We start from the raw sequence: 25,723 nt of genomic DNA, 5'->3' as shown, positions 1-25,723 counted from the left end.
TGCGCTGCCGTCTGGCATGCTGTGCCGGCACGCACGCGCATGACAGGCGGCTCAGCTCCCGGTCGGGCCTATGCGCACCGACGCCCAGACGCGGTTCATTTCGGCGCAGAACGGCTGGGCGCAGCTGGCCTTGCCGCGGTAGGGACAGCCCAGCTCGGTGCACAGGCCCGTGCGCCGCTCCTGCAGCCGCTGGTCGTCGCGCGGCTGCTGGCCGCTGGCCTGAAGGGCCGCCATCTGCAGCCACGGGTCGTTCTTGGCCTGCAGCGCCACCATGGCCTGCTGCGCGGCCTGCGTGGACGGCAGCAGGCCGGCAAGCGCGCTCGCCGCCGACTGCGCGCCTTGCGCCGTGGGCGCCAGCGGCTGGAAATCCAGCCACAGCAGCGCGCTGGTGCGCAGCTTGTCCGCTCCGGGGGCCGCACCCTGCAGCACCAAGGCCAACGCACCCGACTCGAGCTGCTGCGCGGGCGCGGCAAACGGCAGCGTCAGTTGCGCCGTTCCCGCCGCGGGCAGGGACGCCATGGCCGGTGCTGCCGCGCCTGCGGGCAATGCGGCCGCGGCCTGCATCTGCGCCCAAGCCTGCGGCACCTGCAGCGTCAGCGCAAAGCCGCGCTCGCCTTCGGGCGTCTGCACCACGCCTTGCTGCACCAGCCAGGTCAGCATGGGCGGCAGGCGCGGGGCAGCATCAGCCACGGCCGTGCCGGCAAGCGCTGGTGCCGCCAGAGCCATGGCAGGCATTGCCGCTGCCGGGGGGGCAGCGTTTGCCATCGCCGGGGTAGCGACCGCAGCAGTATTGGTTGAGGGGGCCGACGTCGCGAGCGCCGGCGTGGCAGTGGTGGAGGGGAACGCAGTGGCCAAGGCAACCATGGACTTGCCGCCAGGCAGGTCCGTCACCGGGCCAGGGATAGCGACATTGCCGCTTGCAGGCGCATTGCCGGTTGCGGCCGCATTGCCTGGCGCGGCCGGGCTGCCCGCGCTCGCGGGTGGCGGCGTCGCTGCAGGCGCTGCGGGAGCGAGCACCGTATTGAGCCAGGCCTGGGGCCAGGGCTGGGCCGCGACCAGCTGCTGCGGCTGGGCCAGTCCCGCCGTGGCCTGGGCCACCAAGGCCGAGAGCAGTTCACGCAGTTCGGGCGATGTGCCCGCCGCGGGCCATTGCGGCGCACCGGCCTGCGCGCCCGACTGCACCTGGGTCACAAGCTGGGCGATCAGCGTCTGGAACACCTGCAGGCGCAGCGCCTGCTGCGCCTGGGCCGAAAGGCTTAGCGCGGGAGCGACGGGCGCCGCGGGGGCCACGGGCGCGGTGGGGGCCACGGGCGCCGCCCCCGCCACGGCCGTGGTCGCAGGCACCGACGTCACGGGCGACACGGACGCCGGGGTTGTCGGACTGGTGGCGGGCGGCAGCGGCAGGTTCATCGCGGGAACCGTGCGCGGCGCTCAGGCCTGGGCCGGGTAGAACAGCGGCCGCGTGGCGGTGGCGCGCACCGCCTGGGCAATCGCGCCTATGTGTTCGGGCGTCGTGCCGCAGCAGCCGCCCACGATGTTGACCAGGCCTTCGGCAGCGAACTCGTGCACCAGCCGGCTCGTGACTTCGGGCGTCTCGTCGAAGCCGGTGTCGCTCATCGGGTTGGGCAGGCCGGCATTCGGGTAGCAGCTGATGAAGGTATCGGGCGCGGCCTTGTGCAGCTCCTGCACATAGGGGCGCATCAGCGCCGCGCCTAGCGCGCAGTTCAGGCCTATGGCCAGCGGATTCGCATGGCGCACGCTGTGCCAGAAGGCGGTCACGGTCTGGCCGCTGAGAATGCGGCCCGAAGCGTCGGTCACGGTGCCGCTGATCAGGATGGGCAGGCATTCACCGCTCTGCTCGAAGGCTTCGTCGACGGCAAACAGCGCGGCCTTGGCGTTGAGCGTGTCGAAGATGGTCTCGACCAGGATCACGTCGGCGCCGCCTTCGATCAGCGCCAGCGTCTGCTCGAGATAGGCCTGGCGCAATGTCTCGAAATCGACGTTGCGCGCGCCCGGATCGTTGACGTCGGGGCTGATGCTCGCGGTCTTGGGCGTGGGGCCCAGGGCGCCGGCCACATAGCGCGGATGGTCGGGCGTGCTGTACTTGTCGCAGGCGGCGCGCGCCAGCTGGGCCGAGCGCAGGTTCATTTCCCGCGCCAGATGGCCCAGCAGGTAATCGTCCTGGGCGACCGTGGTCGCGCCGAAGGTGTTGGTCTCTATCAGGTCGGCGCCCGCGGCCAGGTAGCGTTCGTGGATGTCGCGGATCACGTCGGGGCGCGTGAGGCTCAGCAGCTCGTTGTTGCCCTTGACGTCGCGCGGCAGGTCCTGGAAGCGCTCGCCGACGGCATCGGCGCCGGTATAGCCTGCGCCGCGGTACTGCTCTTCACCCAGCTTGAAGCGCTGGATCATGGTGCCCATCGCGCCATCGAGGATGGCGATGCGGCGGGCAAGGGTGGCGGGCAGTTCTTTGGCGCGGGTGTATTGGGGCAGGCTCATCCCCCGATTGTAGGAAGTTGGGCGTGGCCCCGTCGCGGGTCAGCCATCTTGCCCGCCGGCTTGGGGGGGCAGCGCCCCCCCAGCGCGGCTACGGCGTCAGCCGAGCAAGCGTGGGGGCGAGATACCCCGCTTTGGCCATGCGGAACGTCAGGTTCCAGCGCTCGCTTCCCAGCAGCGGGTGCACTCCATCCTTGAGCGGGCTGATGCCGTGGTACGCCAGGCGCGTCGCCCCGCCCCAGACCAGCACGTCGCCATGCTCGAGCTGCATGCGGCGCACGCGGTCGGCGCGCGCCAGGCCGCCCCAGAGGAAGGTCGCGGGCAGGCCCAGCGAGATCGAGACAATCGGCGCGCGCGTATCGCTCTCGTCGGCGTCGCGGTGCAGCGACATCTTCGCGCCCGCGACATAGCGGTTGATCAGGCAGGAGTCGGGCGCGAAATGCGGGTAGCCGGCTGCGGCCGCTGCCGCGCGCGCCTGCTGCCATAGCCACTCGGGCATGGCGGGCCAGGGCAGTCCGCTGCGCGGATCGGTGGCGCTGTAGGCATAGCCGCTGGCGTCCGAGATCCAGCCCCAGCTGCCGCAATGGCTCATGGACACCGACATAGGCAGGCCGCCGGGCGTGCGCATGGTGCGCCACGGCGCCTGCTCCAGCACCTGCCGCACGCTGTCCACCCAGCGCTGCGCCTGGCCCGCGGCCCAGCCGGGCAGCAGCCAGGCACCGGGGTCCAGCGCGATCGGCGCGTCGTCGGCCGGCCCGAACAGCCGGTCGCTGTCGGCCAGGGCCATGGAGCCGGAATGGGAAGAGCGGAGCATGAAAGTTGCAGCAGAAACAAGGCGTTGGCTGCATTGTAGGAAGGCCGGGCTGGCCCTTGCGCTGCGGGGGGCTGTGCCGCCCCAGGACCACGGAAATGCGCCCCGGGCGCACAATATGCGTTTGTCCGGCCCCTGCAAGGGCCCGCAGCGCGCATGCCTGCGGAGCTTTGCAGGGCTCGTCGCTTCCCGCTTTTTTTCGAGAGAATCCGCTTGTCCACCGCGCAGTCCGTATTGCAAGAAGTTTTTGGCTACGACCAGTTCCGTGGCCCGCAGGCGGCGATCGTCAGCCATGTGATTGCCGGCGGCGACGCGCTGGTGCTGATGCCCACGGGCGGGGGCAAGAGCCTGTGCTACCAGGTGCCGGCCATCGTGCGCCAGCAGCAGGGCCATGGCGTGACCATCGTGGTCTCGCCGCTGATCGCGCTGATGCACGATCAGGTGGGTGCGCTGCACGAAGCCGGGGTGGACGCCGCATTCCTCAACTCCACGCTGTCGTACGAGCAGACGCAGGAAGTCGAGCTGCGGCTGCAGACCGGCGACATCACGCTGCTTTACGCCGCGCCCGAGCGGCTCAACACGCCGCGCTTCCTGGGCCTGCTCGACAGCCTCTATGAAGCCGGCCAGCTGTCGCTGTTCGCGATCGACGAAGCGCATTGCGTGAGCCAGTGGGGCCACGATTTCCGCCCCGAATACCGCGCGCTCACGGTGCTGCACGAACGCTATGCGGGCGTGCCGCGCATCGCTCTCACGGCCACCGCCGATTCGCTCACGCGCGCCGACATCGTCGAGCGCCTGCAGCTCGAACAGGCGGGCCAGTTCGTCAGCAGCTTCGACCGCCCCAACATCCGCTACACCATCGTCGAGAAGAAGGACGCGACGGCCCAGCTGCAGCGCTTCATCCAGACCGAGCACCAGGGCGACGCGGGCGTGGTCTATTGCCAGTCGCGCAAGCGCGTGGAAGAGTTGGCGCAGACGCTGCAGAACGCCGGCCTCTCGGCCCTGCCCTACCACGCGGGCCTGCCGGCTGACATGCGCCAGCGCCACCAGGACCGCTTCCTGCGCGAAGAAGGCATCGTGATGTGCGCCACCATCGCTTTCGGCATGGGCATAGACAAGCCCGACGTGCGCTTTGTCGCCCATGTCGACATGCCCAAGAACATCGAAGGCTACTACCAGGAGACCGGGCGCGCGGGCCGCGACGGCCTGCCGGCCCACGCCTGGATGGCCTACGGGCTCAACGACGTCGTCAACCAGCGGCGCATGATCGACGAAAGCCCGGCCGAGGAAACCTTCAAGCAGGTGATGCGCGGCAAGCTCGATGCGCTGCTCGCGCTGGCCGAGGCCACCGACTGCCGGCGCCAGCGCCTGCTGGGCTATTTCGGCGAGGACTCCACGCCCTGCGGCAACTGCGACAACTGCCTGAACCCGCCCGCGGTCTGGGACGGCACCGACGCCGCGCGCAAGCTGCTGTCGACCATCTACCGCGTGCACGAGGCCTGCCAGCTGACCTTCGGCACCGGCCACATCATGGACGTGCTGCGCGGCAAGGACACCGAGAAGGTGCGCCAGTACGGCCACCAGAGCCTGTCGACCTTCGGCCTGGGCGCGCAATACTCCGAAGCCCAGCTGCGCGGCGTGCTGCGCCAGCTGCTGGCCACGGGCGCTTTAGGCCTGCACAAGGTCACGAGCGACAGCGGCCACAGCTTCGACACCCTGGCGCTGACGCCGGGCTCGCGCGCCGTGCTGCGCGGCGACGCCCAGGTGATGCTGCGCGAGGCCACGGCCAGCGCCGCCAAGCGCACGCGCAAGACGCCGCAGGCCAACGTCGCGGCGCTCAACCTCGGCCCCGATGCCCAGGTGCGCTTCATCAACCTCAAGGCCTGGCGCGCCGAGGTCGCGCGCGAGCACAACCTGCCGGCCTATGTGATCTTCCACGACGCCACGCTGGCGGCCATTGCCGAGCGCGACCCCGCGAGCCTCGACGACCTCAACGGCATTCCCGGCATGGGCGCCAAGAAGTTCGACGCCTATGGCGCCGAAGTGCTGCGCGTGTGCCAGATGGCGCAATAAGAGCGCCTGACAGAACCCCGCAAGTCGAAGATTTGCGGTGGGGACTAGGCGCGGCCGGCTAGGTGCGGCCGGCCAGGCGCGGCCGGCAAGGCGCGGTGCCGCAGACAGTGCGAGTAGCACGGCAAGGCAACGACGTCTCAAGGGTTTTGTTCGGTGCTCTAAGGGATTTTCCGGGCGCAAGACCCCGACGACAGGCGAACCTCTCCGACAGCGCGCGACGCGCGAGTTGCCGATACTGCGGGTCTGCGGGCAAGCGTTCTACGCTGCTCGCGTCCTACAAGCGCACAGGAGACCGCCATGTCCACCGTCCCGCCACCAGCGCCGCCGTTGATCGCCCACGACGCGCCCCTGGATGAAGCGCTGCAACGCGCCGACGCAGGGCCGGCGCGGGCCGGACTCGACGCCTATGTGCAGCAGCTGACCGAGTCGGAGCAGGCCTCGGACGCGCTGCAGAACAACCCCGCCTGGCAGGCCCAGCGCGCACTGGGCCGGCGCCAGGGTCTGGTCGCCCAGGCGCTGACCCAGCACACGCCGGGGCGCTGGAGCGTCTGGGCCGCGGGCCTTTATCTGCATGGCCAGTTCGCACCCGACAGCCTCGACACGCTGCTGCTGACCTCGGCCTCGCTGGCCGTGCTGCGCAAGGAGCCCGCGCTCTGGGCGCGGCTGGGGCCGCTGCTGCGCAATCCGGATGACGATGCGCGCGACCTGCCGATCGCGCGCAAGACCGCGCTCTGGATGGGCCTGGGCGCGAATGCCGTGCAGTCGATTCAGCCGCTGTACGCCACGCCCACCTTGCTCCAGGCCACACCCGTGGGCATGGGGCTCTGGGGCCGGCAATACCTGCTCAGCGGCAGCAGCCCGGGGCTGGCCGCGCCCGACAGCGATGCCCACCTGCTCAGCGCCCAGACACCTCAGGGGCCAAGCTGCTTTTTCGTGCCGCGCTGGCGCGAGGACGGCGAACGCAACAGCCTGGTCGTGCGCCCGCTGTTCGGCGCGTTCGGGCCCCAATCCGTCGCCGAGCTGCAGCTCAGTGCGGCCAGCGGCTACCTGCTGGGCGAGGAAGGCCAGGGAGCCCTGACGTTCCGCGCCGCCGTGAGCGTGCTGCGGCTGGGCCGCACGCTGGCCAGCTGCGCGCTGCTGCGCCAGGCGCTGGTGCAATCGCTGACACAGGCACGCGGCATGAAAAACATCCCGGCCCAGCCGCTGCTGGACAGCGTGCTCGTCGACATGGCGCTCGAAAGCGAAGCCGCGCTGACGCTGGCCATGCGGCTGGCCCAGGCATTCGAGCGCTGCGATGACGCCGCCGCCGACAGCATTTCGCCGCTCGAGCTCGCCTGGAAACATGTGATGGCACCGGCCGCGCAGTTCTGGGTGGGGCGCCGCGCGATGGAAGTCACGGCGGAAACCATGGAATGGGCCGGCTCCCAGGGCGCGCTCGACAGCCCCCAGGGCCAGACCCTGGCGCGGCTGTTCCTCGCCGCGCCCGCGCAGGGCCGCGGCGAAGGCATGGGCAATGCGCTGTGCCTGCAGGTGCTGAACGCGCTCGACCGACAAAAGCCCGCGGCCCGCGTGCTGTTCGAAGCCATGGAAGAGATCGCCGGCGGCGACGCGCGCATTCTTGCGCAGCTGCACGCGCTGCGCGCCATGCTCGCCCAGCCGCCGGCCGAACAGCAGGCCATGGCACGCATGCTGGTGCAGCGCCTGGTGCTCACGGCCCAGGCCTGCCTGCTGCATCGCGACGCGCCGCCGGCCGTGGCCCAGGCCTTCATCACCACGCGCCTGGGCAACAGCGGCACGGGCCGCGTGCTTGGCGCGCTCGATACCCGGCAAATGGATCTCGAGCGCCTGCTGCACCGGGCATTGCCCGCCTGAGGCCAGGCAGCAGAACCTGCATGCCAGGTCCAGGTTTTCATCTGTGGACACAATGGCCCATGATCAGCCTTCAAGACATCGAGCTCGCGGCCCAGCGCCTGCACGGCCACATCCTCGAAACCCCTTGCGTGGAGTCACGCACGCTGTCGCAAATCGTCGGCGCCCAGGTGTTCCTCAAGTTCGAGAACCTGCAGTTCACGGCCTCGTTCAAGGAGCGCGGTGCCTGCAACAAGCTCGCCCAGCTCACGCCCGAAGAAAGCGCGCGCGGCGTGATCGCCATGAGCGCCGGCAACCACGCCCAGGGCGTGGCCTACCATGCGCAGCGCCTGGGACTGCGCGCGGTGATCGTGATGCCGCGCTTCACTCCCGACGTCAAGGTCGAGCGCACGCGCGGCTTCGGCGCCGAAGTGGTGCTGCACGGCGACACGCTGGACGAAGCGCGTTCCCATGCGCGCGCGCTCGCCGATTCCCAGGGCCTGGTCTTCGTCCACCCCTATGACGACGCCGCCGTGGCCGCGGGCCAGGGCACGCTGGCGCTCGAAATGCTCAAGGCCCAGCCCGATCTCGACATGCTGGTCGTGGCCATAGGCGGCGGCGGCCTGATCGCCGGCGTGGCCACCGCGGCCAAGGCGCTCAAGCCCGGCATAGAGATCATCGGCGTGCAGACCCAGCGTTTTCCGTCGATGGTCAATGCGATCCAGGGCAGCGAGCTGCCCATGGGCCAGTCGACGATTGCCGAAGGCATTGCCGTCGCCTCGCCCGGCGAGCTGACCCAGGGCGTGGTACGCGCCTTGGTTGACGACCTGCTGCTGGTCGACGAAGGCGACATCGAGCAGGCGGTGCTGATGCTGCTCGAAATCGAGAAGACGCTGGTCGAAGGCGCGGGCGCCGCGGGCCTGGCCGCCATGCTGCGCCACCGCGAGCGCTTCGCGGGCAGGAAGGTCGGGCTGGTGCTGTCGGGCGGCAACATCGACCCGCTGCTGCTGGCGGCCATCATCGAGCGCGGCATGGTGCGCTCGGGCCGGCTGGCGCGCATTCGCGTGAGCGCGCGCGATGTGCCCGGCGTGCTCGCGCGCATCACCGCCACCGTCGCCGACGCCGGCGCCAACATCGAGGAAGTCCATCACCAGCGCGCGTTCACGCTGCTGGCCGCGCAGAACGTCGAGATCGAATGCGTGCTGCAGACGCGCAACCAGCCGCATGTGGAACAGGTGCTCGCCAGCCTGCGTGCCCAGGGCATGGAAGCGCAGCGCGTCTGAGCGCCCTGCAAACCTCATGGCTTACCCCAGGCCCGTCCTCGGCCGGGTCTGCTTAAAATAACGGCATCGCAGCCCCAGTGCAGCTTTCTTGAACCACCCACGGGAGCCTCTCATGACCCATCCCCACGCTTCGGCCACGGCCGATGAGCACCCCGAGGACGCGACCGAATCCGTTGTCCGTTACATCCCGGTCGTGCTGCCACTGGTCGGCGCGGTGCTGATGTTCCTGCTGGCGTTCATCGCCGTATACCTCGCCTGAGCCTTTCTCATGGCAGCTCCAAGCCCCGGTCACGGGGTTTTTTTTTGCCTTTTTTTTATGCAACCCATCTTCATGCAATGCATATACTGATACTTATATTGCATAGTTTTTTGGACTTCTGTCTGACACAAAAATGCGGTAGCTACCTAGAATGGCGGCTTCCTCTTTGATTTGAGCATCGGGTCAGCACCCCGATGGCGTTGCCTACGACCCTGAAAAAACCTGTTTTCTCAAAGGCTGCCCAGCTGTTTCAACGCTGCCGCGTTGTCTTTGAAAAAACGTTTTTTCAATTAGAAAGCTCCCGTGATGAACGCACCTGCACTGCAAGCCCTGACCATTCAGGCGCCCTCCTATGTCAAGAATGCCCGGCTGATCGCCTGGGTCGCAGAAATGGCCGCGCTGTGCAAGCCGGCCAACATCCACTGGTGCGACGGCTCGCAGGAAGAGTACGACGCGCTGTGCCAGCAACTCGTCGACGCCGGCACCTTCAAGCCTCTCAACCCCACCAAGCGCCCCGGCAGCTACCTCGCCTGGTCCGACCCGTCGGACGTGGCGCGCGTCGAAGACCGCACCTACATCTGCAGCCAGGACCAGGCCGACGCCGGCCCGACCAACAACTGGATGGCGCCCAATGAAATGCGCGCCACGCTGCAGCCGCTGTTCGACGGCTGCATGGCCGGCCGCACGATGTATGTCGTGCCGTTCTCCATGGGCCCGTTGGGCTCGCCCATCGCCCATGTCGGCGTCGAACTGTCCGACAGCGCCTATGTCGCCGTCAACATGAAGATCATGACGCGCATGGGCAAGGCCGTGTACGACGTGATCGGCACCGACGGCGACTTCGTGCCCTGCATGCACACCGTGGGCGCTCCCCTGGCCGAAGGCGAGAAGGACACCACCAGCTGGCCTTGCAACAAGACCAAGTACATCGTGCACTACCCCGAGACGCGCGAAATCTGGTCCTACGGTTCGGGCTACGGCGGCAATGCGCTGCTGGGCAAGAAGTGCTTCGCGCTGCGCATCGCCTCGACCATGGGCCGCGACCAGGGCTGGCTGGCCGAGCACATGCTGATTCTGGGCGTGGCCAAGCCCGACGGCACCAAGTACCACGTCGCTGCCGCCTTCCCTTCGGCCTGCGGCAAGACCAACTTCTCCATGCTCGTGCCGCCCGCGGCGTTCGACGGCTGGAAAGTCACGACCATCGGCGACGACATCGCCTGGATCAAGCCCCAGGCCGACGGCTCGCTGCGCGCGATCAACCCCGAAGCCGGCTACTTCGGCGTGGCCCCGGGCACGAACTACCACACCAACCCCAACTGCATGGCCAGCCTCGACAAGAACGTGATCTTCACGAACGTCGCGCTGACCGATGACGGCGACGTCTGGTGGGAAGGCATGGAAAAGGACACCGGCAAGCTGCCCGATCACCTGATCGACTGGCAAGGCAAGGACTGGACTCCGCAGATCGCGCGTGAAACCGGCGCCAAGGCCGCCCACCCCAATGCCCGCTTCACCGTCGCCGCGACCAACAATCCCGCGCTCGACCCCGCCTGGGACGACCCGGCCGGCGTGAAGATCGACGCCTTCCTTTTCGGCGGCCGCCGCTCGACCACCGTGCCGCTGGTCACCGAAGCGCGCACCTGGACCGAAGGCGTCTACATGGCAGCGACCATGGGCTCCGAAACCACGGCCGCGGCGTTTGGCGCCCAGGGCGTGGTGCGCCGCGATCCGTTCGCCATGCTGCCGTTCATGGGCTACAACATGAGCCAGTACTTCCAGCACTGGCTCGACATCGGCGCCAAGCTCGAAGCCACGGGCGCCAAGCTGCCCCACCTGTACACGACCAACTGGTTCCGCAAGGACGAAGCCGGCAAGTTCGTCTGGCCCGGCTACGGCGAGAACATGCGCGTGCTCAAGTGGATGATCGACCGCATCGAAGGCCAGGTGCAAGGTGTGGACAACATGCTGGGCGTGAGCCCGGCCTACGCCGAAATCAACTGGAATGGCCTGGACTTCAACGCCGCCCAGTTCGACACCGTGACGCGCATCGACAAGGACGCGTGGAAGGCCGAGCTGCAACTGCACGACGCGCTGTTCACCCAGCTCGCCGACAAGCTGCCGCAAGAACTGCTGGCCACGCGCGCCAACCTGGAAAAGCGTCTGGCCGACTAAGCCTCGTGCCGAGGAGCGGGCCTGCCCGCTTGCCGTTCAAGCCCTGCTACGCAGGGCTTTTTCATCGCCGGGCCGCCCCAAGATGAAAAACGCCCCCTTGGGGGGCAGCGGCTACGCGAAGCCAGCAAGCGTGGGGGCTTTTTCATCGCCGGGCCGCCCCAAGATGAAAAACGCCCCCTTGGGGGGCAGCGGCTACGCGAAGCGAGCAAGCGTGGGGGCTATTTCCATGCGAAAAAAAGCCGCGGCCTTGTGGGCAGCGGCTTGATTCGGCGGGACGCCCCGCCAGGGACCGGTCAGCGGCTCAGCGAGCTTCGCCTTGCATTGCACGGCTCAGATCGGCCATGATGCGGGCATCCTTGAGCGCGGCGTTCCAGGTGCGCTCGTCTTCGGCGGCCTGCTTGCGGCTTTGCACCCAGTCGCGGTGGCCGGCGCGCACCGTCACGGCAGTGCGGCGTGCCACCGAAGCCAGCATGCGCAGACCTGCCCGCAGAGTTGCCAGCAGCGGCAGACGCTGCGAACCCGTGAGGTCGGCGGCGGTGGCTTGCAGGAACACGGCGGCACGCTGCACGCGCACGACGCCGGAATGCTCAAAGGATTGGGTGGTATTTACGAAGCTGGTCATGATGGAAACCCTCGTTACAGACGCTTGTGGCGAAATTGCCGGGCAATGCAGTAATCATAGGGTTTACCCCATGCAACTTCAAATTTATCTTTTGAATTAATATCATTCATAGGAGTGATGTATTGCCGCCATGACGCCGCACAGCTTCCACCACCTCGACCTGAATCTGCTGCGCGTCTTCGACGAGGTCATGGCCGAACGCAGCCTGACCCGGGCCGCGCACAAGCTCGCGATCACCCAGCCGGCGGTGAGCAATGCGATGCGCCGCCTGCGCGAAGCCCTGGGCGATGAGTTGCTGGTACGCCACGGTCAGGGGATTCAGCCCACGCCGCGCGCGCTCGCGTTGTGGCCGGCAGTGCGCAATGCGCTGGCCCAGCTGCAGCAGACGCTCGCTCCCAACCCCTTCGATCCGGCCACGGCCACCAACACCTTCGTGCTGGCGATGGCCGACGCCACGGCCTCGACACTGGTGCCCGCGCTGTACGCCATCATCGAACGCGAAGCGCCCGGCGTCTCGGTGCGCGTCGTGCCGCTGACCACGCGCGACCCGCGCCAGCTGCTAGAGGACGGCACGGCCGACATCGCCGTGGGCTACTTTCCCGCGGTGCTCGCCGACCTGACGGCGCGCGAGCAATCGGGTGACGTCGTCGGCTTTGAAAACCGCAGGCTTTATGCAAGTGCCTATATCTGCGTGATGCGCGAAGGCCATCCCCTGGCCCATGTACCGCTGACGCTCGACAACTACTGCGCGGCGCGCCACATGCTGGTGAGCTTTTCCGGGCGCTCCTTCGGCTTCATCGACGAATCGCTGGCCGCGCTGGGCCGCAAGCGCCAGGTGGTGCTCACGGTCAACCAGTTCTTCACCGCCGGCCGGGTGGTGGTTGAATCCGACCTGCTGACCATCCTGCCGCGCCACTTCGTTCCCGTGACCGGAATGGCCGGATCGCTGGCGCTTCGCGAACTGCCGTTCAGCGTGCCGCCCGTGCATGTCGAAGCGCTGTGGCGCCACCGCGGCCCGCAGGCCAGCGCCGGCGACTGGCTGCTCAAGGCGCTGTTCCGCGCCGCCCAGACCACTTTTCCGCTTGCGCCTTGAATCCACCGCGGCCGAAACGGCAGCGGTTTTGGTGCAGGCCTCACCGGGCTGCACCATGTTGGCTGATCACTCCCCGTTTTGGTTCGCGTCCACCAGCCTGGCGGCGACGAATTCGGCAAACGCCGCTGCCGCCACCGGCAGCACGCGCTCGCGCAGCGCGACCAGCACCAGCCTGCCGCTGGGCAGGCCGCGCTCGGCGATGGGGATGGCAACCGCGCCCGCCGCAGGCCCGGCGCCGATCTCGATCTGGAAGCTCACGCCGCCGGCGGCACGCGCATAGCCGCGCATCATTTCATACGAGTTGGACACCAGCGGCGGATGCGGCTGGGCAGAGGATTGCTCGAACAGGTCCTCGAGCACGCTGCGGCCTGAAAGGCTGCTGTCCGGCACCGCAATCGGATAGTCCATGCAGTCCTTGAGGCGCACGCTTTCGCGCCCGGCCAGCGGATGGTCGGGCGCCACCATCGCGCAGGTGCGCTGGCGCGCCTGGGCCAGCACCGTGAGGCCGCGCAGATCGGGCGGGTTGAAGATCAGGCCCAGGTCCGCCTCGAAGTCGGTGACGGCATCGACGGCGCGCTGCCGGTCGAGCACCTTGACGTCAAAGGCAATGCCGGGGCGCAGCGTCTGGAAGGCATGGATGGCCTGGGGCAGGAAAGCGGGCGCCAGCGCCTGGCTCGCGGCCAGCGTGACCTGGCCGCGGCGCATGCCTTCCAGGTCTTCGATCTGCGAGCGCACCTGCTCGAGATCGGCCTGGCGCCGGCGCGCATAGCCCAGGAACAGCTCGCCGGCGGCCGTGAGGCGCACGCCGCGCGGCAGCCGCTCGAACAGCGGCGTTCCGAGTTCGGCTTCGACGTCCTGCACACGGCGATTGACGGCCGACGACGCGACATGCAGCTTCTCGGCGGCCGCGCGGATCGAGCCGCAGCGGGCGACGGTGTCTATGTAATGGAGAAAGCGCAGGTGTTGCATGGCTTCCCCATCGCAAGACCGATGCCAGAACGGCAGCGCATGGCGCGCAAAAAAGCCTCGGTCGAGAGCGCTCAATGGCATGGCGCTTGCGTGCCGCCAGGGCCATCCCGTTCCATGAAAGAGCACAGAACATGCACCACGTCGACGTCATCCGCATTCCCAGCAGCAGCCCTGGCGACATCTCGGGCCTGGAGGCGCTGATCGCCTGCGGCCAGGTGGCCGCGCACGACATCGTCGCGGTCATGGGCAAGACCGAAGGCAACGGCTGCGTCAACGATTACACGCGCGAGTTCGCCACCCGCATGCTTGCGGCCTGCCTGGGCCGGCATCTGGACCTGGCGCCCGAGGCCGTGGAAAAGCGCGTGGCCTTTGTCATGTCGGGCGGCACCGAAGGCGTGCTGTCGCCGCACCACACGGTGTTCGCACGCCGGCCGGCGCAGGGCGCGCCCCTGGCCGGCGCCAAGCGGCTGACGCTGGGCATTGCGTTCACGCGCGACTTCCTGCCCGAGGAAATCGGCCGCCGCGCGCAGATCGAGGAGACCGCCGCCGCCGTGCGCCAGGCCATGCGCGACGCGGGCATTGCGTCGACCGAAGACCTGCATTTCGTGCAGGTGAAATGCCCGCTGCTGACGTCGGCCAAGATCGCCGCGGCGCGCGCGCGCGGCTGCGAGCCGGTCACGGCCGACACCTATGAATCCATGGGCTACTCGCGCGGCGCCTCGGCCCTGGGCATTGCCCTGGCCACCGGGGAAGCGGACCTGCAGGCGCTGACCGACGAGGCAGTGCTGCATGACTGGCGCCTGAGCTCGGGCGTGGCCTCGGCCTCGGCCGGAATCGAGGTCGAGCACAACGTCGTGATTGCCCTGGGCATGAGCGCCCAGGCGACCAGCGATCTGGTCATTGCGCATGACGTGATGGCCGACGCCATCGATGCGCCGGCCGTGCGGCGCACGCTGCAAGCGCTGGGCCTGCACGGTGATCAGGACCGGGAGCGCATCGTCAATGTCTTTTGCAAGGCCGAAGCCAGCCCCGACGGCCTGGTGCGCGGCATGCGCCACACCATGCTGGGCGACTCGGACATCAACTCTACGCGCCACGCGCGCGCCGTCACCGGCGCCGTCGTCGCCTCGGTGGTCGGCCACGGCATGGTCTACGTCTCCGGCGGCGCCGAGCACCAGGGCCCGGCCGGCGGCGGCCCGGTCGCCGTGATCGCGCGCACCTGAAACCGCACCAGGGAGAACCGACATGAAAGAACAGCACATCCTGGCCTACGTCCAGGCCGCGGCGCCGACGCTGGGTCTGGAGCTCGACGCGCAGCGCGCGGCCGCGGTCGCCCAGCACTTCGGCCGCACGCTGGCCATGGCGCGGCTGCTCGAGCAGGCGCCGCTCGCGCCCGAGCTGGAGCTCGCCGAAATCTACCGCGCGGCGCCGTTTCCCGGCGCGCAGGAGAGCGCATGAACACCTCAGAGATACTGCAGGCCATTGCCAGCGGCGAGCGCAGCGCGCGCGAGGTCTGCGAACAAGCGCTGGCCCATATCGAGGCCGGCGACGGCGCCATCAACGCGTTCACCGCCACCACCGCGCGGCGCGCGCGCGCCGAGGCCGATGCCGTCGATGCGCGCCGCGCGCGCGGCGAAGCCCTGCCGCCGCTCGCCGGCCTGCCCTATGCCGTGAAGAACCTGTTTGACGTCGCGGGCCTCACGACCCTGGCGGGCTCCAGGATCAACCGCGAACTGCCCGCGGCCCATGAAGATGCGCTGCTGGTGCAGCGCCTGCAGGCGGCCGGCGCGGTGCTGATCGGCGCGCTCAACATGGACGAGTACGCCTACGGCTTCACCACCGAGAACACGCATTACGGCGCGACGCGCAATCCGCACGACCGCACGCGCATTGCGGGCGGCTCGTCGGGCGGCTCGGGCGCGGCGGTCGCCGCGCGCCAGGTGCCGCTGACGCTGGGCTCGGACACCAACGGCTCGATCCGCGTGCCGGCTTCGCTGTGCGGGGCGTGGGGGCTCAAGCCCACGTTCGGGCGGCTGTCGCGCCGCGGCACCTATCCGTTCGTGCACAGCCTCGACCATCTGGGCCCGATAGCGGACAGCGTGCAAGGCCTGGCCCTGGCCTATGACGCCATGCAGGGCCCCGACCCGCTGGACCCGGGCTGCCATGCGCTGCGCGTACAGGCCGCAATGCCGGACCTGCAGCAAGGCACGGGCGGACTGCGCATAGGCGTGCTTGGCGGCTACTTCCGCGAGCACGCCAGCGCCCCGGCGCGCGCCGCCGTGGATCTTGCCGCGCGCACGCTGGGCGCGCGCGACGAAGTGCTGTGGCCAGACGCCGCGCTGGCGCGCGCCGCGGCCTTCATCGTCACCGCCAGCGAAGGCGCGAGCCTGCACCTGCCGGATCTGCGCCGGCGGCCGCAGGACTTCGAGCCGCTGTCGGTGGAGCGCTTCATTTCCGGCCTGCTGCAGCCCGCCGACTGGTATCTGCGCGCGCAGCGCTTTCGGCGCGCCTACCGCGATCAGGTGAACGCGCTGTTCCAGCACTGGGATCTGCTGCTTGCGCCGGCGACGCCGATCAGCGCGCCCGCGGTGGGGACGGAATGGATAGAGATCAATGGCGTGTCCCACCCCTGCCGCCCGGCCATGGGCCTGCTGACCCAGCCCATCTCGTTTGCCGGCTGCCCGGTGGTGGCCGCGCCGCTGTGGCCCGAAGCAACGGGCGGCATGCCGATAGGCGTGCAGCTCATTGCCGCCCCCTGGAACGAAGCGCTGTGCCTGCGCGCCGCGCGCGCCCTGGAACAAGCGGGCACGGCCCGCATGAAGCAATGATGGAAACAATGCAGATCAACCTTCCCGAAGTCCTGGCCGAAGTGACGGCCGCGTTCGCGCGCTACGAGCGCGCGCTCACCGCCAACGACGTCGCCGTGCTCGACGAGCTGTTCTGGCGCAGCCCGCACACGCTGCGCTATGGCGCGACCGAGAACCTCTACGGTTACGACGCCATTGCGGGCTTCCGCGCGGCGCGGCCCGCGGCCGGCCTGGAGCGCGCGCTGCTGCGCACCGTCATAACGACCTATGGCCAGGACTGCGCCACGGCCAACGTCGAGTTCCGCCGCTGTGGCAGCGACCGCACGGGCCGCCAGAGCCAGACCTGGCTGCGCACGCCCGCAGGCTGGCGCGTGGTGGCCGCGCATGTGAGCCTGCTTGCGCCGCCACCCGCGTGAGCGCCGGCCATCGGCGCGGCAAGGGCCGGTTGGCGCGTTTGTTGGTACCCTGGCGATGTTCAGCGAGCAATCCTGAAAATTCCTGCCCACGACGCCGCAATGAAAATCCAACTGCTTTCCGACCTGCACCTCGAAGCCCACCCCCATTTCCAACCCGAACCCGCGGCCGGCGCCGATGTGCTGGTGCTTGCCGGCGACATCGGCTCCTACCAGGAGGGCGGGCTGCTGAGCGACCAGGACTTCGGGCTGGCGCGCTTTTCGCCACTGCCGCAGTACGCGGCCTGGCCCTGCCCCGTGATCTTCGTTCCCGGCAACCATGAATACGACAACCAGGACTTCGATGCCGCCCATGCGCGCCTGCGCGCCACCTGCGAGCGCCTGGGAATGATCTGGCTGGAGCGCGAGACCGCGGTGCTGGACGGCGTGCGCTTTGTCGGCACCACGCTGTGGACCGACTACGACGCGATTGCGCTGCAGGACGCCAAGGTGCAGTCGGGCGACCTGGGCGCGCTGCTGCGGCTGCGCGACAAGGCGTTTCGCGCCGCCAACTTCTACCTGCGCAAGACCGGCGGCACGCGCCACGGCGAAGCGTTTCTCGCCGAGCCCATGCGCGAGCAGGCGCTGCTGTGCCAGCAGTGGCTGCAGGCCGCGCTGGCCCGGCCGTTCGACGGCCCCACGGTGGCCGTGACCCACTTCGCGCCCAGCCTGCGCAGCGCCGACCCGCGCTACGGGCTGGTGCCGGGCACGGCGGGTTTCTGCAACGCGCTCGATGACTGGTTTGCCTACGCCCCGCTGTGGCTGCACGGCCATCTGCACGCGCCCAGCGACTACACCGTGCGCGGCGAGCGCGCCGACGGCACGCCCTGGCAATGCCGGGTCGTCGCCAATCCGCTGGGCTATGCGCGCAAGGGCGAGCAGGACTTTTTCCGGCCCAGCGCATGCGTGGAACTATGATGGGTCACCGCTTGCATTCCAGCCCTGCGGTTCTCCGGCAGCGGCCTGCAAAAACATGACTTAAATCAAGGCGCGCAATTTCTGCTGGGATTAATCTGGTTTCTGAACATCAGGAGAACACCATGAAAATATTGCTTGCTGTCGACGGCAGCGAATACACCCAGAAAATGCTGAACTACCTGGCCTCGCACGCCGAGTTGTTGGCGCGTACCCATGAGTACACGGCCGTGACGGTGCAGGCCGCCTTGCCGCCGCGCGCGCGCAGCGCGCTGAGCAAGGATGTGATCGACGAGTACTACCAGGAAGAGTTCAACAAGGTGCTGGCACCCGTGACCGAATTCCTGGCCAAGCACGGCGTCAACGCCACCGGCGTGGGCAAGATCGGCCCCGCCGGCGAATGCATCGCCAAGCTGGCCGAAGACGGCCAGTTCGACCTGCTGGTCATGGGCACCCACGGCCATGGCGCGCTGGGCAAGCTGGTGATGGGCTCGGTCAGCACCCAGGTGCTGGCCCACAGCACGGTTCCCGTGCTGCTGGTGCGCTGAGCGACACCTTGATTTCCCGGCCTGGACCCAGGCCTGGAACCGAAGGCCGCGGACATGTCCGCGGCCTTTTTTCATTGCCGGGCCGCCGCCCGATGCCCATGGGACAATCCCAGGCATGTCTTCTGCCATTGCCGTCATCGACTTTGAAACCACCGGGATGACGCCCGGCCAGGGCGCACGCGCCACCGAAGTGGCCATCGTGCTGCTGGAAGCGGGCCAGGTCGTAGACCGCTTCCAGAGCCTGATGCGCACCGGCGTCCACATCCCATCGTTCATCACCCAGCTCACGGGCATCAGCAATGCCATGGTGGCGACGGCGCCCGCAGCCGAGGAAGTGATGCGCGACGCCGCGCGCTTTGTCGGTGCCGCGCCCATGGTGGCGCACAACGCGGCTTTCGACCGCAAGTTCTGGGAAGCCGAGCTCGCGCATGCGGGCCTGCCCGCGCCCCATGCCTTTGCCTGCACGGTGCTGCTGTCGCGCCGGCTCTACCCCGAGGCCACCAGCCACAAGCTGGGCAATATCGTCGACCACCTGGGCCTGCCGCGCGCCGGACGCGCCCACCGCGCGCTGGCCGATGCAGAAATGGCGGCCAGCCTGCTGGCGCGCATGCAGCAGGACCTGCGCCAGCGCTGGGGCATTGCCCAGACCGGCCACGGTGTGCTGTCCGAGCTGCAGCGCTGCCCCAAGGCACAGATGGCGCGCATGCTCGCGCAACAGGCGGCGAAGTTCCCGCTGCGCAGCGGCGAGCTCTTCGGCCGCGATGCCGGCCTTCTTCCCCAGGACACAACGGTGCATCAGGCTCAGCCCATAATAGGCCCATCCTTTCCGTGATCGCTGCCCGTGAACTCGCCTCTACCCCACTCCGCCGTAGCCCTGCCGCCGCAATTTTCCTCGCATGAATTCCGCAAGGCGCTGGGCCAGTTTGCAACCGGCGTGACCATCGTGACTGCGCTCAACGCCCAGGGCCAGCCCGTGGGCGTGACCGTGAGCTCGTTCAACTCGGTGTCGCTGCATCCGCCGCTGGTGCTGTGGAGCATGGCCAACAGCGCGGCTTCGCTGCCGGTGTTCATGGCCTGCACGCACTATGCGGTGCATGTGCTGGGCGCGGAGCAGAAGGCATTGGCAATGCAGTTCGCGACCAAGGACATAGACCGTTGGGCCGGCGTCGTTCACCAGCCCGGCCTGAGCGGCGCCCCGCTGCTCGACGGCGCGGTCGCGGCCTTCGAGTGCTTCAACCGCAGCCGCTACCAGGAAGGCGACCACGTGATCTTCGTGGGCGAAGTCGAGCATTGCAGCCACCGCAATGACGCGGCGCCGCTGATCTATCACGATGGGCGCATGCGGTAGGCGGCCTAGACAGCGGTTGCGAGAAAATCGATACCGTTCGCCCTGAGCTTGTCAGGGCGTTGCAGGGCGGAATCTGCCTGCCCCACGGCAGCATTGCGTATTGCGTGAGGTCCGGCGTTCACCCTTCGACAGGCTCAGGGCGAACGGTTGGGAGCGTGGGGGCGATACGAGCCGCCGCCGGGCCGCCCCAAGGCGGCGAGGGCCCCCTTGGGGGGCAGTGACCCACACGCAGTGGGGGAGCGTGGGGGCTCTATTTCGCTTCCGGCAGCTCGATCTTGACTTCCAGCACTTCGAGGTTGTCCTGGCGTTCGAGGTGGACCTTGATGTCGTTGGGGTGGATGGTTACGTACTTGGAAATCACCGCCATCAGCTCGCGCTGCAGCTCGGGCAGGTAATCGTGCTGGCTGCGGCCGCCGCCAACGCGCTCGTGCGCCAGGATGATCTGCAGACGCTCCTTCGCGACCGAAGCCGACTTCTTTTTTTCGCCCAGCAGAAAAGACAGCATCGACATAGATCACTTCCCTCCGAAGATGCGTTTGAAGAAACCCGGTTTCTGGGCCGAGATGAAGCGCATGGGCTTTTCCTCGCCCAGGAAGCGGTCGATCACATCCTTGTAGGCTTCGGACACATCGGTATTGGCCATATGCACCGCCGGAATGCCCTGGTTGGACGCCTGCAGCACGGTTTCGGACTCGGGAATCACGCCGATCAGTTCGATGCGCAGGATGTCCTGTATGTCTTCCAGCGACAGCATCTGGCCGTCTTCGACGCGGTTCGGGTTGTAGCGCGTGATCAGCAGGTGCTCCTTGATCGCTTCGCCGCCCTCGATCGCGCGCTTGGTCTTGGAGCTGAGCATTCCCAGGATGCGGTCGGAATCGCGCACCGACGAGACTTCGGGGTTGGTCACGACCAGCGCTTCGTCGGCGAAGTGCATGGCCATCAGCGCACCGCTCTCGATGCCGGCGGGCGAGTCGCAGACGATGTACTCGAAGCCCATCTCGCCCAGATCCTTGAGGATCTTCTCGACGCCGTCTTGGCTCAGCGCATCCTTGTCGCGCGTCTGTGAAGCCGCGAGCACGAACAGGTTGTCGCATTGCTTGTCCTTGATCAGCGCCTGGTTCAGGTTGGCTTCGCCCTGGATCACATTGATCAGGTCGTACACCACGCGGCGTTCGCAGCCCATGATCAGATCGAGGTTGCGCAGGCCGACGTCGAAGTCGATGACGGCGGTCTTGTGGCCCCGAAGGGCGAGGCCGGAGGCAAAGCTGGCGCTGGTGGTGGTCTTGCCCACTCCACCCTTGCCTGAGGTCACGACGACGATTTTGGCCATGTTTGCACTATTCCTTAAAAGACGGGCTCGATTGCTGGGAGATAACGCTCCGACAACGCTGACACATTACAAAGGCTCGACGATGATCTTCTCGCCGTCGAGACGGACCTGGGCCGGCTTGCCCACGATTTCGGGTGGCAGCTCGGTATCGGTGGTGCGGTACATGCCCGCGATCGACAGCAGCTGGGGTTCCATGCAGGTGCTGAAAATGCGCGCCGCGGTGTTGCCGCGCGCACCCGCGATGGCGCGCCCGCGCAGCGGCGCATAGACATGCACATTGCCGTCGGCAATCACTTCGGCACCATAGCTGACCACGGCCAGGACCACCAGATCGGTTCCCCGGGCATAGACCTGCTGGCCCGAGCGCAGGGGCTTGTCGATCACCATCGCATCGGCCTGGGGCGCGGGCACTTCGCGTATCACTTCGACTTCGCGAATCACTTCCTGCACTTCGACCGGCGCCGGGCGCGCGGTCTGCGCGTCGGGCACCAGGCTCAGGCCGGCGGCGACGGCGTCACGGGTCTGGGCTTCGCTGCCGCCGCGCACCGCCACGGGTTGCGTGTGGTGCGAGCGCAGCAGCGCGAGCAGCGCGGGAAAGTCGATCGCCTGCTCGGCTTCCCTGACCTGGGCCAGGTCGATCAGGACCGGGTCGTTGTCGAAGAAGTCGGGGTCGTCGGCCAGACGCTGCGCGAGATCGGCCGCGACCAGCTGGACGTCGGTGTCCTTGAGCGCAACAGCCACGACATGCAGCTGTGCGCTCTTGAGGTCAAAACTGGAGCGGGCAATGCCCGTCGGATCAGCGGCCATGGAGGGGAGTGCGAAAGGAAAGGTCGGAGACGCATCTCAAAAGATGACAAAGTGTACCCCGGCCCCATGAACTGCAGTCTGCCTGTGACCGCGGAGATACATGTCATGACATATGCACGCCCGCGTCCTGCTTTGCCGGAACAGCTGCCGCGGCCTCGGCCTGGCGCTTTTGCGCCAGCGCCTCGTACCAGGCCAGGCTCGCGGGGTTGGCCATGGTGTCCTTGTTGACCACCTGGGCCAGCGGCTTGCCCAGCAGCAGCTGCTTGATCGGCAGCTCCTGCTTCTTGCCGCTGAGCGTGCGCGGCACTTCGGCCACCTGGAAGATCTCGTCGGGCACGAAGCGCGGCGAGACCGCGGCGCGGATCGCGCCGTTGAGGCGCGCGCGCAGTTCGGCGTCCAGCTTCACGCCGGGGCGCAGCACGACAAACAGCGGCATGTAGCTTTCGCGGCCGAGATGCTCGAGATCGACCACCAGGCTGTCGAGCACTTCGGGCAGGGCTTCAACCGCGCGGTAGATCTCGCTGGTTCCCATGCGCAGGCCATGGCGGTTGATGGTCGCGTCGCTGCGCCCGTAGATCACGCAGCCGCCTTCGGGCGTCACGCGAATCCAGTCGCCGTGGCGCCAGACCGCGCCGGCTTCGGGCGCGGCGTCGCCGCCGCCCGGTCGCCGGCCCTGGCCGGGCGCGAAATGCTCGAAGTAGCTCGACCGGTAGCGCCGCCCGCCCTCGTCGCCCCAGAAATAAAGCGGCATCGAAGGAATCGGCTGGGTGCAGACCAGCTCGCCGACTTCATCGATCACCGGCTGTCCCTGGTCGTTCCAGGCTTCGACGGCCGCGCCCAGCTGGCGGCACTGCATCACGCCCGGCACCTGGGGCAGCTCGCGGTGGCCGCCCAGAAACGCGCCGCAGAAATCGGTGCCGCCCGAAATGTTGTTCCACCAGATGTCTTCGTCGGCCGGCAGGCCGGGGCGGCCCTGGGCCTGCGCCTGGGCGCGCAGCGCGCGGAACTGGTCCGTGCCCCATTGCTGCACATCGGCCGACAGCGGCGAGCCGGTCGAGCCCAGGCTGCGCACGCGCGACAGGTCGCCGCACTCCGCGAGATCGACCCCGGCCTTCATGCAGTTCGCATAGAACGCCGCGCCCGAGCCGAAGCAGGTGACGCCGGTCTCGGCCGCAAAGCGCCACAGCACGCCCCAGTCGGGCTGCTCCTTGCTGCCGCCGGGGCTGCCGTCGAAGATCACGCAGGTCGTTCCGCCCAGCAGGCCCGAGACCTGGGCGTTCCACATTACCCAGCCCGTGGAGCTGTACCAGTGGTAGCGCTCGCCCCAGCTGTTCGGGTCCCAGCTGCAGCCCACGTCGTTGTGCAGGCCCTTGAGCTGCAGCGCGACCAGCACCATGCCGCCGTGGCCGTGGACTATGGGCTTGGGCAGGCCCGTGGTGCCGCTCGAATAGACGATCCACAGCGGGTGGTCGAACGGCAGCCACAGCGGCTCGAAGGCCGCCGTGGCGGCGTCGTCGCGCGCCGTGATGCGGCCCCAGTGGGCGCAGTCGGCGCGCTCCAGCGCCAGGTCAAGGTTGTTGATCAGCACCACCTGCTGCAGGCTGGGCAGGCCGGCGCGCAGCTCGGCCAGCACCGGCTGGCGGTCGATGTCGCGGCCCGCATAGTGCACGCCGTCAACGGCAATCAGCACCTTGGGCTCGATCTGGCGGAAGCGGTCGAGCACGGCCTGCGTTCCCATGTCGGGCGCGCAGATGCTCCAGACCGCGCCTATGCTCGCGCAGGCCAGCAGCGCGACCATGGCTTCGGGAATGTTGGGCAGATAGGCCGCGACGCGGTCGCCGGGGCCCACGCCCTGGGCCTGCAGATGCAGCGCCAGCGCCGCGACCTGGCGGCGCAGTTCGGGCCAGGTCAGCTCACGGTGCAGGCCCTGCTCGTTGCGGCTGATCACGGCCGGCATGCCCGCGGCCTGGGCCGCCGCGGTGTGGCGCAGCACCTGCTGCGCGTAATTGACCTGGGCACCCGGAAACCACTGGGCGCCGGGCATCACGTTGCGCGCCAGCACGGCCGTGTGCGGCGTGGGCGACTGCAGATCGCAGTACTCCCAGATGCTCTGCCAGAACGCATCAAGCTCGGTGACCGACCAGCGCCACAGCGCGTCGTAGTCGGCAAAAACCAGCCCGTGGCGCTGCGCGAGCCAGTCCTGGTAACGGCGAATCTGGGGGATGTAGGCAGGAAGTGTGGACATAGTTCCCTGACGTTAAAGCGCGACGCGCGCAAGCGTTTGCGGGTTAGCCCGCAAAAAGCCGCCTGCGCGACAGCCGCAGCAGGCGTCATGCGCCTACAACGTTTGGCGAAACTGTCCCCCATGGCCGGCGGAATATCTCTAATATCGCGCCAGTTTTCACAGGAGAGAAGCGATGGGAATATTCCAATGGACAGAAAAGTCCTCCGATGTGCTGCATTCCGGGGGCGTGATCGGCCCCGATGAGCGCCTGCCCTGGCCGCAGACCGGGCTGATGGGCATACAGCACGTGATTGCGATGTTCGGCTCGACCGTGCTCGCGCCCATCCTCATGGGCTTCGACCCCAACCTGGCGGTGCTGATGAGCGGCATAGGCACGCTGATCTTCTTCCTGATCACGGGCGGCAAGGTGCCCAGCTATCTGGGCTCGTCGTTCGCGTTCATCGGCGTGGTGATCGCAGCCACGGGCTACGCGGGCCAGGGCGCGAACGCCAACATCGGCGTGGCGCTGGGCGGCATCATTGCCTGCGGCGCGGTCTATACGCTGATCGGCGTGCTGGTGCAGTGGCTGGGAACGGGCTGGATCGAACGCTTCATGCCGCCGGTCGTGACCGGCGCCGTGGTCGCGGTCATAGGCCTGAACCTGGCGGCGATTCCCGTCAAGAACATGGCGGCCAGCAATTTCGACAGCTGGATGCAGGCGCTGACCTTCACCACCGTGGGCCTGGTCGCGGTGCTCACGCGCGGCATGCTGCAGCGCCTGCTGATCCTGGTCGGCCTGATCGTCTCGAGCATCTTCTACGCGCTGTTGACCAATGTGGCCGGCATGGGCAAGGCCATCGACCTGTCGGGCGTGGCCAACGCCGCGTGGCTGGGCCTGCCGCAGTTCCATGCGCCGGTGTTCAGCGCGCCCGCCATGCTGCTGATCGTTCCCGTGGTCATCATCCTGGTGGCCGAGAACCTGGGCCACATCAAGGCCGTCACGGCCATGACCGGCAAGAACATCGACCAGTACATGGGCCGGGCGTTCATAGGCGACGGCGTCGCGACCATGGTCAGCGGCGCGGGCGGCGGCACGGGCGTGACCACCTATGCCGAGAACATCGGCGTGATGGCCGCCACGCGCATCTACTCGACAGCGGTGTTCCTGTGCGCCGCGCTGCTGGCCGTGCTGCTGGGCTTCAGCCCCAAGTTCGGCGCGCTGATACAGGCGATCCCGCTGCCGGTGATGGGCGGCGTGTCCATCGTCGTGTTCGGCCTGATCGCCGTCGCCGGCGCCAACATCTGGGTGCGCAACCATGTCGACTTCTCGCAGAACAAGAACCTGATCGTCGCCGCGATCACGCTGATCCTGGGCACGGGCGAGTTCACGCTCAAGTTCGGCGACTTCGCGCTGGGCGGCATCGGGACCGCCACGTTTGGCGCGATCATTCTCTACGCGCTGCTGGACCGCAAGCCACGTTAAGCTGGCGCAGATGTCATCCAGGGGCCGCAAGGCCCCTTTTTCTTGCGCGCAGACATCGCCGACGCAGTGAGCATGACGGCAAACTGGATACCTCGGGTAAACCAGAGGTCCGAGGATCATCGCTGCTAATATGCGCCCCGCAAGTCACCGCGCCCGATTCTGGAGACAAGCGGTGGCGTTTTTTTG

Annotated in this window: 24 protein-coding genes; 15 read left to right on the top strand and 9 right to left on the bottom strand. The window is 68.1% G+C overall.

Translation table 11 applies throughout. The annotated features are described in order from the left end of the window. Positions 1 to 51: 51 nt before the first annotated feature. From ACSVDO_RS00535 to alkB, 3 genes are all read right to left on the bottom strand, one after another. Complete coding sequence (locus ACSVDO_RS00535) at positions 52 to 1,410, bottom strand: Fe-S oxidoreductase (RefSeq protein ID WP_489594564.1); 1,359 nt, start codon at positions 1,408 to 1,410, stop codon at positions 52 to 54. A 21-nt stretch (positions 1,411 to 1,431) separates the two neighbouring features. Then, a complete protein-coding gene (locus ACSVDO_RS00530) occupies positions 1,432 to 2,496 on the bottom strand; it encodes a homocysteine S-methyltransferase family protein (protein WP_332537892.1) in 1,065 nt (354 codons plus the stop codon). Between the two features lie 88 nt (positions 2,497 to 2,584). Then, positions 2,585 to 3,307 (bottom strand): DNA oxidative demethylase AlkB, encoded by a 723-nt coding sequence (gene alkB / locus ACSVDO_RS00525; RefSeq protein WP_489594563.1) that lies wholly within the window; start codon positions 3,305 to 3,307, stop codon positions 2,585 to 2,587. Between the two features lie 210 nt (positions 3,308 to 3,517). On the opposite strand from alkB, the gene recQ reads away from it, so the two are divergent. The 5 genes from recQ to ACSVDO_RS00500 all read left to right on the top strand — a co-directional run bounded on the left by recQ (position 3,518) and on the right by ACSVDO_RS00500 (position 10,939). Next, positions 3,518 to 5,377 (top strand): DNA helicase RecQ, encoded by a 1,860-nt coding sequence (gene recQ, locus ACSVDO_RS00520; RefSeq protein ID WP_332537893.1) that lies wholly within the window; start codon positions 3,518 to 3,520, stop codon positions 5,375 to 5,377. A gap of 297 nt (positions 5,378 to 5,674) precedes the next feature. Then, positions 5,675 to 7,249: an acyl-CoA dehydrogenase family protein gene (locus ACSVDO_RS00515; protein WP_489594562.1), complete on the top strand. Its 1,575-nt coding sequence runs from the start codon at positions 5,675 to 5,677 to the stop codon at positions 7,247 to 7,249. A gap of 59 nt (positions 7,250 to 7,308) precedes the next feature. Continuing rightward, positions 7,309 to 8,508: a threonine ammonia-lyase gene (locus ACSVDO_RS00510; RefSeq protein WP_332537895.1), complete on the top strand. Its 1,200-nt coding sequence runs from the start codon at positions 7,309 to 7,311 to the stop codon at positions 8,506 to 8,508. 112 nt (positions 8,509 to 8,620) lie between these two features. Continuing rightward, positions 8,621 to 8,767 (top strand): hypothetical protein, encoded by a 147-nt coding sequence (locus ACSVDO_RS00505; protein ID WP_332537896.1) that lies wholly within the window; start codon positions 8,621 to 8,623, stop codon positions 8,765 to 8,767. Positions 8,768 to 9,073: 306 nt separating this feature from the next. Beyond that, complete coding sequence (locus ACSVDO_RS00500) at positions 9,074 to 10,939, top strand: phosphoenolpyruvate carboxykinase (GTP) (RefSeq protein ID WP_489594561.1); 1,866 nt, start codon at positions 9,074 to 9,076, stop codon at positions 10,937 to 10,939. A gap of 301 nt (positions 10,940 to 11,240) precedes the next feature. On the opposite strand, the gene ACSVDO_RS00495 is transcribed toward ACSVDO_RS00500, so the two are convergent. Then, entirely contained in the window at positions 11,241 to 11,561 is a 321-nt protein-coding gene (locus ACSVDO_RS00495; RefSeq protein WP_332539679.1) for a hypothetical protein, read from the bottom strand. A 130-nt stretch (positions 11,562 to 11,691) separates the two neighbouring features. Between ACSVDO_RS00495 and ACSVDO_RS00490 the strand changes: the two genes are divergently transcribed. Beyond that, positions 11,692 to 12,654, top strand: coding sequence for a LysR family transcriptional regulator (locus tag ACSVDO_RS00490; protein ID WP_332539678.1), 963 nt, complete (start codon positions 11,692 to 11,694; stop codon positions 12,652 to 12,654). A gap of 66 nt (positions 12,655 to 12,720) precedes the next feature. Here ACSVDO_RS00490 and ACSVDO_RS00485 read toward each other — a convergent pair whose 3' ends face one another. Beyond that, positions 12,721 to 13,623 (bottom strand): LysR family transcriptional regulator, encoded by a 903-nt coding sequence (locus ACSVDO_RS00485; RefSeq protein ID WP_489594560.1) that lies wholly within the window; start codon positions 13,621 to 13,623, stop codon positions 12,721 to 12,723. Between the two features lie 131 nt (positions 13,624 to 13,754). Here ACSVDO_RS00485 and atzD point away from each other — a divergent pair, with 131 nt between their 5' ends. From atzD to ACSVDO_RS00445, 8 genes are all read left to right on the top strand, one after another. After that, complete coding sequence (gene atzD / locus ACSVDO_RS00480; RefSeq protein WP_489594559.1) at positions 13,755 to 14,846, top strand: cyanuric acid amidohydrolase; 1,092 nt, start codon at positions 13,755 to 13,757, stop codon at positions 14,844 to 14,846. A gap of 22 nt (positions 14,847 to 14,868) precedes the next feature. After that, positions 14,869 to 15,081 carry a DUF4089 domain-containing protein gene (locus ACSVDO_RS00475; RefSeq protein ID WP_332539675.1) on the top strand — a complete coding sequence of 71 codons (213 nt, stop codon included), beginning with the start codon at positions 14,869 to 14,871 and terminating at the stop codon, positions 15,079 to 15,081. Next, the gene (locus tag ACSVDO_RS00470) at positions 15,078 to 16,451 is read left to right on the top strand and encodes an AtzE family amidohydrolase (protein WP_489594558.1); all 1,374 of its coding nucleotides are present in this window, start codon (positions 15,078 to 15,080) and stop codon (positions 16,449 to 16,451) included. Before ACSVDO_RS00475 ends, ACSVDO_RS00470 begins: the two co-directional genes overlap by 4 nt. An 8-nt stretch (positions 16,452 to 16,459) precedes the next feature. Then, positions 16,460 to 16,846, top strand: coding sequence for an oxalurate catabolism protein HpxZ (hpxZ, locus tag ACSVDO_RS00465; RefSeq protein WP_489594557.1), 387 nt, complete (start codon positions 16,460 to 16,462; stop codon positions 16,844 to 16,846). A gap of 99 nt (positions 16,847 to 16,945) precedes the next feature. Then, positions 16,946 to 17,800 carry a metallophosphoesterase gene (locus ACSVDO_RS00460; RefSeq protein WP_332539672.1) on the top strand — a complete coding sequence of 285 codons (855 nt, stop codon included), beginning with the start codon at positions 16,946 to 16,948 and terminating at the stop codon, positions 17,798 to 17,800. Between the two features lie 122 nt (positions 17,801 to 17,922). Next, positions 17,923 to 18,345 carry a universal stress protein gene (locus tag ACSVDO_RS00455; RefSeq protein ID WP_489594556.1) on the top strand — a complete coding sequence of 141 codons (423 nt, stop codon included), beginning with the start codon at positions 17,923 to 17,925 and terminating at the stop codon, positions 18,343 to 18,345. Positions 18,346 to 18,460: 115 nt separating this feature from the next. Beyond that, positions 18,461 to 19,177, top strand: coding sequence for a 3'-5' exonuclease (locus ACSVDO_RS00450; protein ID WP_489594554.1), 717 nt, complete (start codon positions 18,461 to 18,463; stop codon positions 19,175 to 19,177). A 9-nt stretch (positions 19,178 to 19,186) separates the two neighbouring features. Further along, a complete protein-coding gene (locus tag ACSVDO_RS00445; RefSeq protein WP_332539668.1) occupies positions 19,187 to 19,693 on the top strand; it encodes a flavin reductase family protein in 507 nt (168 codons plus the stop codon). A gap of 250 nt (positions 19,694 to 19,943) precedes the next feature. On the opposite strand, the gene minE is transcribed toward ACSVDO_RS00445, so the two are convergent. The 4 genes from minE to ACSVDO_RS00425 form a co-directional block, all read right to left on the bottom strand. Next, entirely contained in the window at positions 19,944 to 20,204 is a 261-nt protein-coding gene (gene minE / locus ACSVDO_RS00440) for a cell division topological specificity factor MinE (protein WP_159911359.1), read from the bottom strand. A gap of 3 nt (positions 20,205 to 20,207) precedes the next feature. Then, positions 20,208 to 21,023 (bottom strand): septum site-determining protein MinD, encoded by an 816-nt coding sequence (minD, locus tag ACSVDO_RS00435; RefSeq protein ID WP_332539667.1) that lies wholly within the window; start codon positions 21,021 to 21,023, stop codon positions 20,208 to 20,210. A 66-nt stretch (positions 21,024 to 21,089) separates the two neighbouring features. Next, the gene (gene minC, locus ACSVDO_RS00430; protein WP_332539666.1) at positions 21,090 to 21,830 is read right to left on the bottom strand and encodes a septum site-determining protein MinC; all 741 of its coding nucleotides are present in this window, start codon (positions 21,828 to 21,830) and stop codon (positions 21,090 to 21,092) included. 103 nt (positions 21,831 to 21,933) lie between these two features. Next, the gene (locus ACSVDO_RS00425) at positions 21,934 to 24,075 is read right to left on the bottom strand and encodes an acetoacetate--CoA ligase (RefSeq protein WP_489594550.1); all 2,142 of its coding nucleotides are present in this window, start codon (positions 24,073 to 24,075) and stop codon (positions 21,934 to 21,936) included. A 172-nt stretch (positions 24,076 to 24,247) separates the two neighbouring features. Between ACSVDO_RS00425 and ACSVDO_RS00420 the strand changes: the two genes are divergently transcribed. Continuing rightward, positions 24,248 to 25,537, top strand: coding sequence for a solute carrier family 23 protein (locus ACSVDO_RS00420; RefSeq protein ID WP_332549013.1), 1,290 nt, complete (start codon positions 24,248 to 24,250; stop codon positions 25,535 to 25,537). Positions 25,538 to 25,723: the final 186 nt, after the last annotated feature.

The organism is Comamonas sp. DB36 (assembly GCF_057914905.1).
Note: the sequence above shows the minus strand (reverse complement) of the source record. Positions and strands in the feature narration are given on the sequence as shown.

Bases quoted from the DNA above. Each gene is read 5' to 3' on its own strand.
- ACSVDO_RS00535 (WP_489594564.1), bottom strand. From the start codon at position 1,410: ATGAACCTGCCGCTGCCGCCCGCCACCAGTCCGACAACCCCGGCGTCC.
- ACSVDO_RS00530 (WP_332537892.1), bottom strand. From the start codon at position 2,496: ATGAGCCTGCCCCAATACACCCGCGCCAAAGAACTGCCCGCCACCCTT.
- alkB (WP_489594563.1), bottom strand. From the start codon at position 3,307: ATGCTCCGCTCTTCCCATTCCGGCTCCATGGCCCTGGCCGACAGCGAC.
- ACSVDO_RS00515 (WP_489594562.1), top strand. From the start codon at position 5,675: ATGTCCACCGTCCCGCCACCAGCGCCGCCGTTGATCGCCCACGACGCG.
- ACSVDO_RS00510 (WP_332537895.1), top strand. From the start codon at position 7,309: ATGATCAGCCTTCAAGACATCGAGCTCGCGGCCCAGCGCCTGCACGGC.
- ACSVDO_RS00505 (WP_332537896.1), top strand. From the start codon at position 8,621: ATGACCCATCCCCACGCTTCGGCCACGGCCGATGAGCACCCCGAGGAC.
- ACSVDO_RS00500 (WP_489594561.1), top strand. From the start codon at position 9,074: ATGAACGCACCTGCACTGCAAGCCCTGACCATTCAGGCGCCCTCCTAT.
- ACSVDO_RS00495 (WP_332539679.1), bottom strand. From the start codon at position 11,561: ATGACCAGCTTCGTAAATACCACCCAATCCTTTGAGCATTCCGGCGTC.
- ACSVDO_RS00490 (WP_332539678.1), top strand. From the start codon at position 11,692: ATGACGCCGCACAGCTTCCACCACCTCGACCTGAATCTGCTGCGCGTC.
- ACSVDO_RS00485 (WP_489594560.1), bottom strand. From the start codon at position 13,623: ATGCAACACCTGCGCTTTCTCCATTACATAGACACCGTCGCCCGCTGC.
- atzD (WP_489594559.1), top strand. From the start codon at position 13,755: ATGCACCACGTCGACGTCATCCGCATTCCCAGCAGCAGCCCTGGCGAC.
- ACSVDO_RS00475 (WP_332539675.1), top strand. From the start codon at position 14,869: ATGAAAGAACAGCACATCCTGGCCTACGTCCAGGCCGCGGCGCCGACG.
- ACSVDO_RS00470 (WP_489594558.1), top strand. From the start codon at position 15,078: ATGAACACCTCAGAGATACTGCAGGCCATTGCCAGCGGCGAGCGCAGC.
- hpxZ (WP_489594557.1), top strand. From the start codon at position 16,460: ATGCAGATCAACCTTCCCGAAGTCCTGGCCGAAGTGACGGCCGCGTTC.
- ACSVDO_RS00460 (WP_332539672.1), top strand. From the start codon at position 16,946: ATGAAAATCCAACTGCTTTCCGACCTGCACCTCGAAGCCCACCCCCAT.
- ACSVDO_RS00455 (WP_489594556.1), top strand. From the start codon at position 17,923: ATGAAAATATTGCTTGCTGTCGACGGCAGCGAATACACCCAGAAAATG.
- ACSVDO_RS00450 (WP_489594554.1), top strand. From the start codon at position 18,461: ATGTCTTCTGCCATTGCCGTCATCGACTTTGAAACCACCGGGATGACG.
- minE (WP_159911359.1), bottom strand. From the start codon at position 20,204: ATGTCGATGCTGTCTTTTCTGCTGGGCGAAAAAAAGAAGTCGGCTTCG.
- minD (WP_332539667.1), bottom strand. From the start codon at position 21,023: ATGGCCAAAATCGTCGTCGTGACCTCAGGCAAGGGTGGAGTGGGCAAG.
- minC (WP_332539666.1), bottom strand. From the start codon at position 21,830: ATGGCCGCTGATCCGACGGGCATTGCCCGCTCCAGTTTTGACCTCAAG.
- ACSVDO_RS00425 (WP_489594550.1), bottom strand. From the start codon at position 24,075: ATGTCCACACTTCCTGCCTACATCCCCCAGATTCGCCGTTACCAGGAC.
- ACSVDO_RS00420 (WP_332549013.1), top strand. From the start codon at position 24,248: ATGGGAATATTCCAATGGACAGAAAAGTCCTCCGATGTGCTGCATTCC.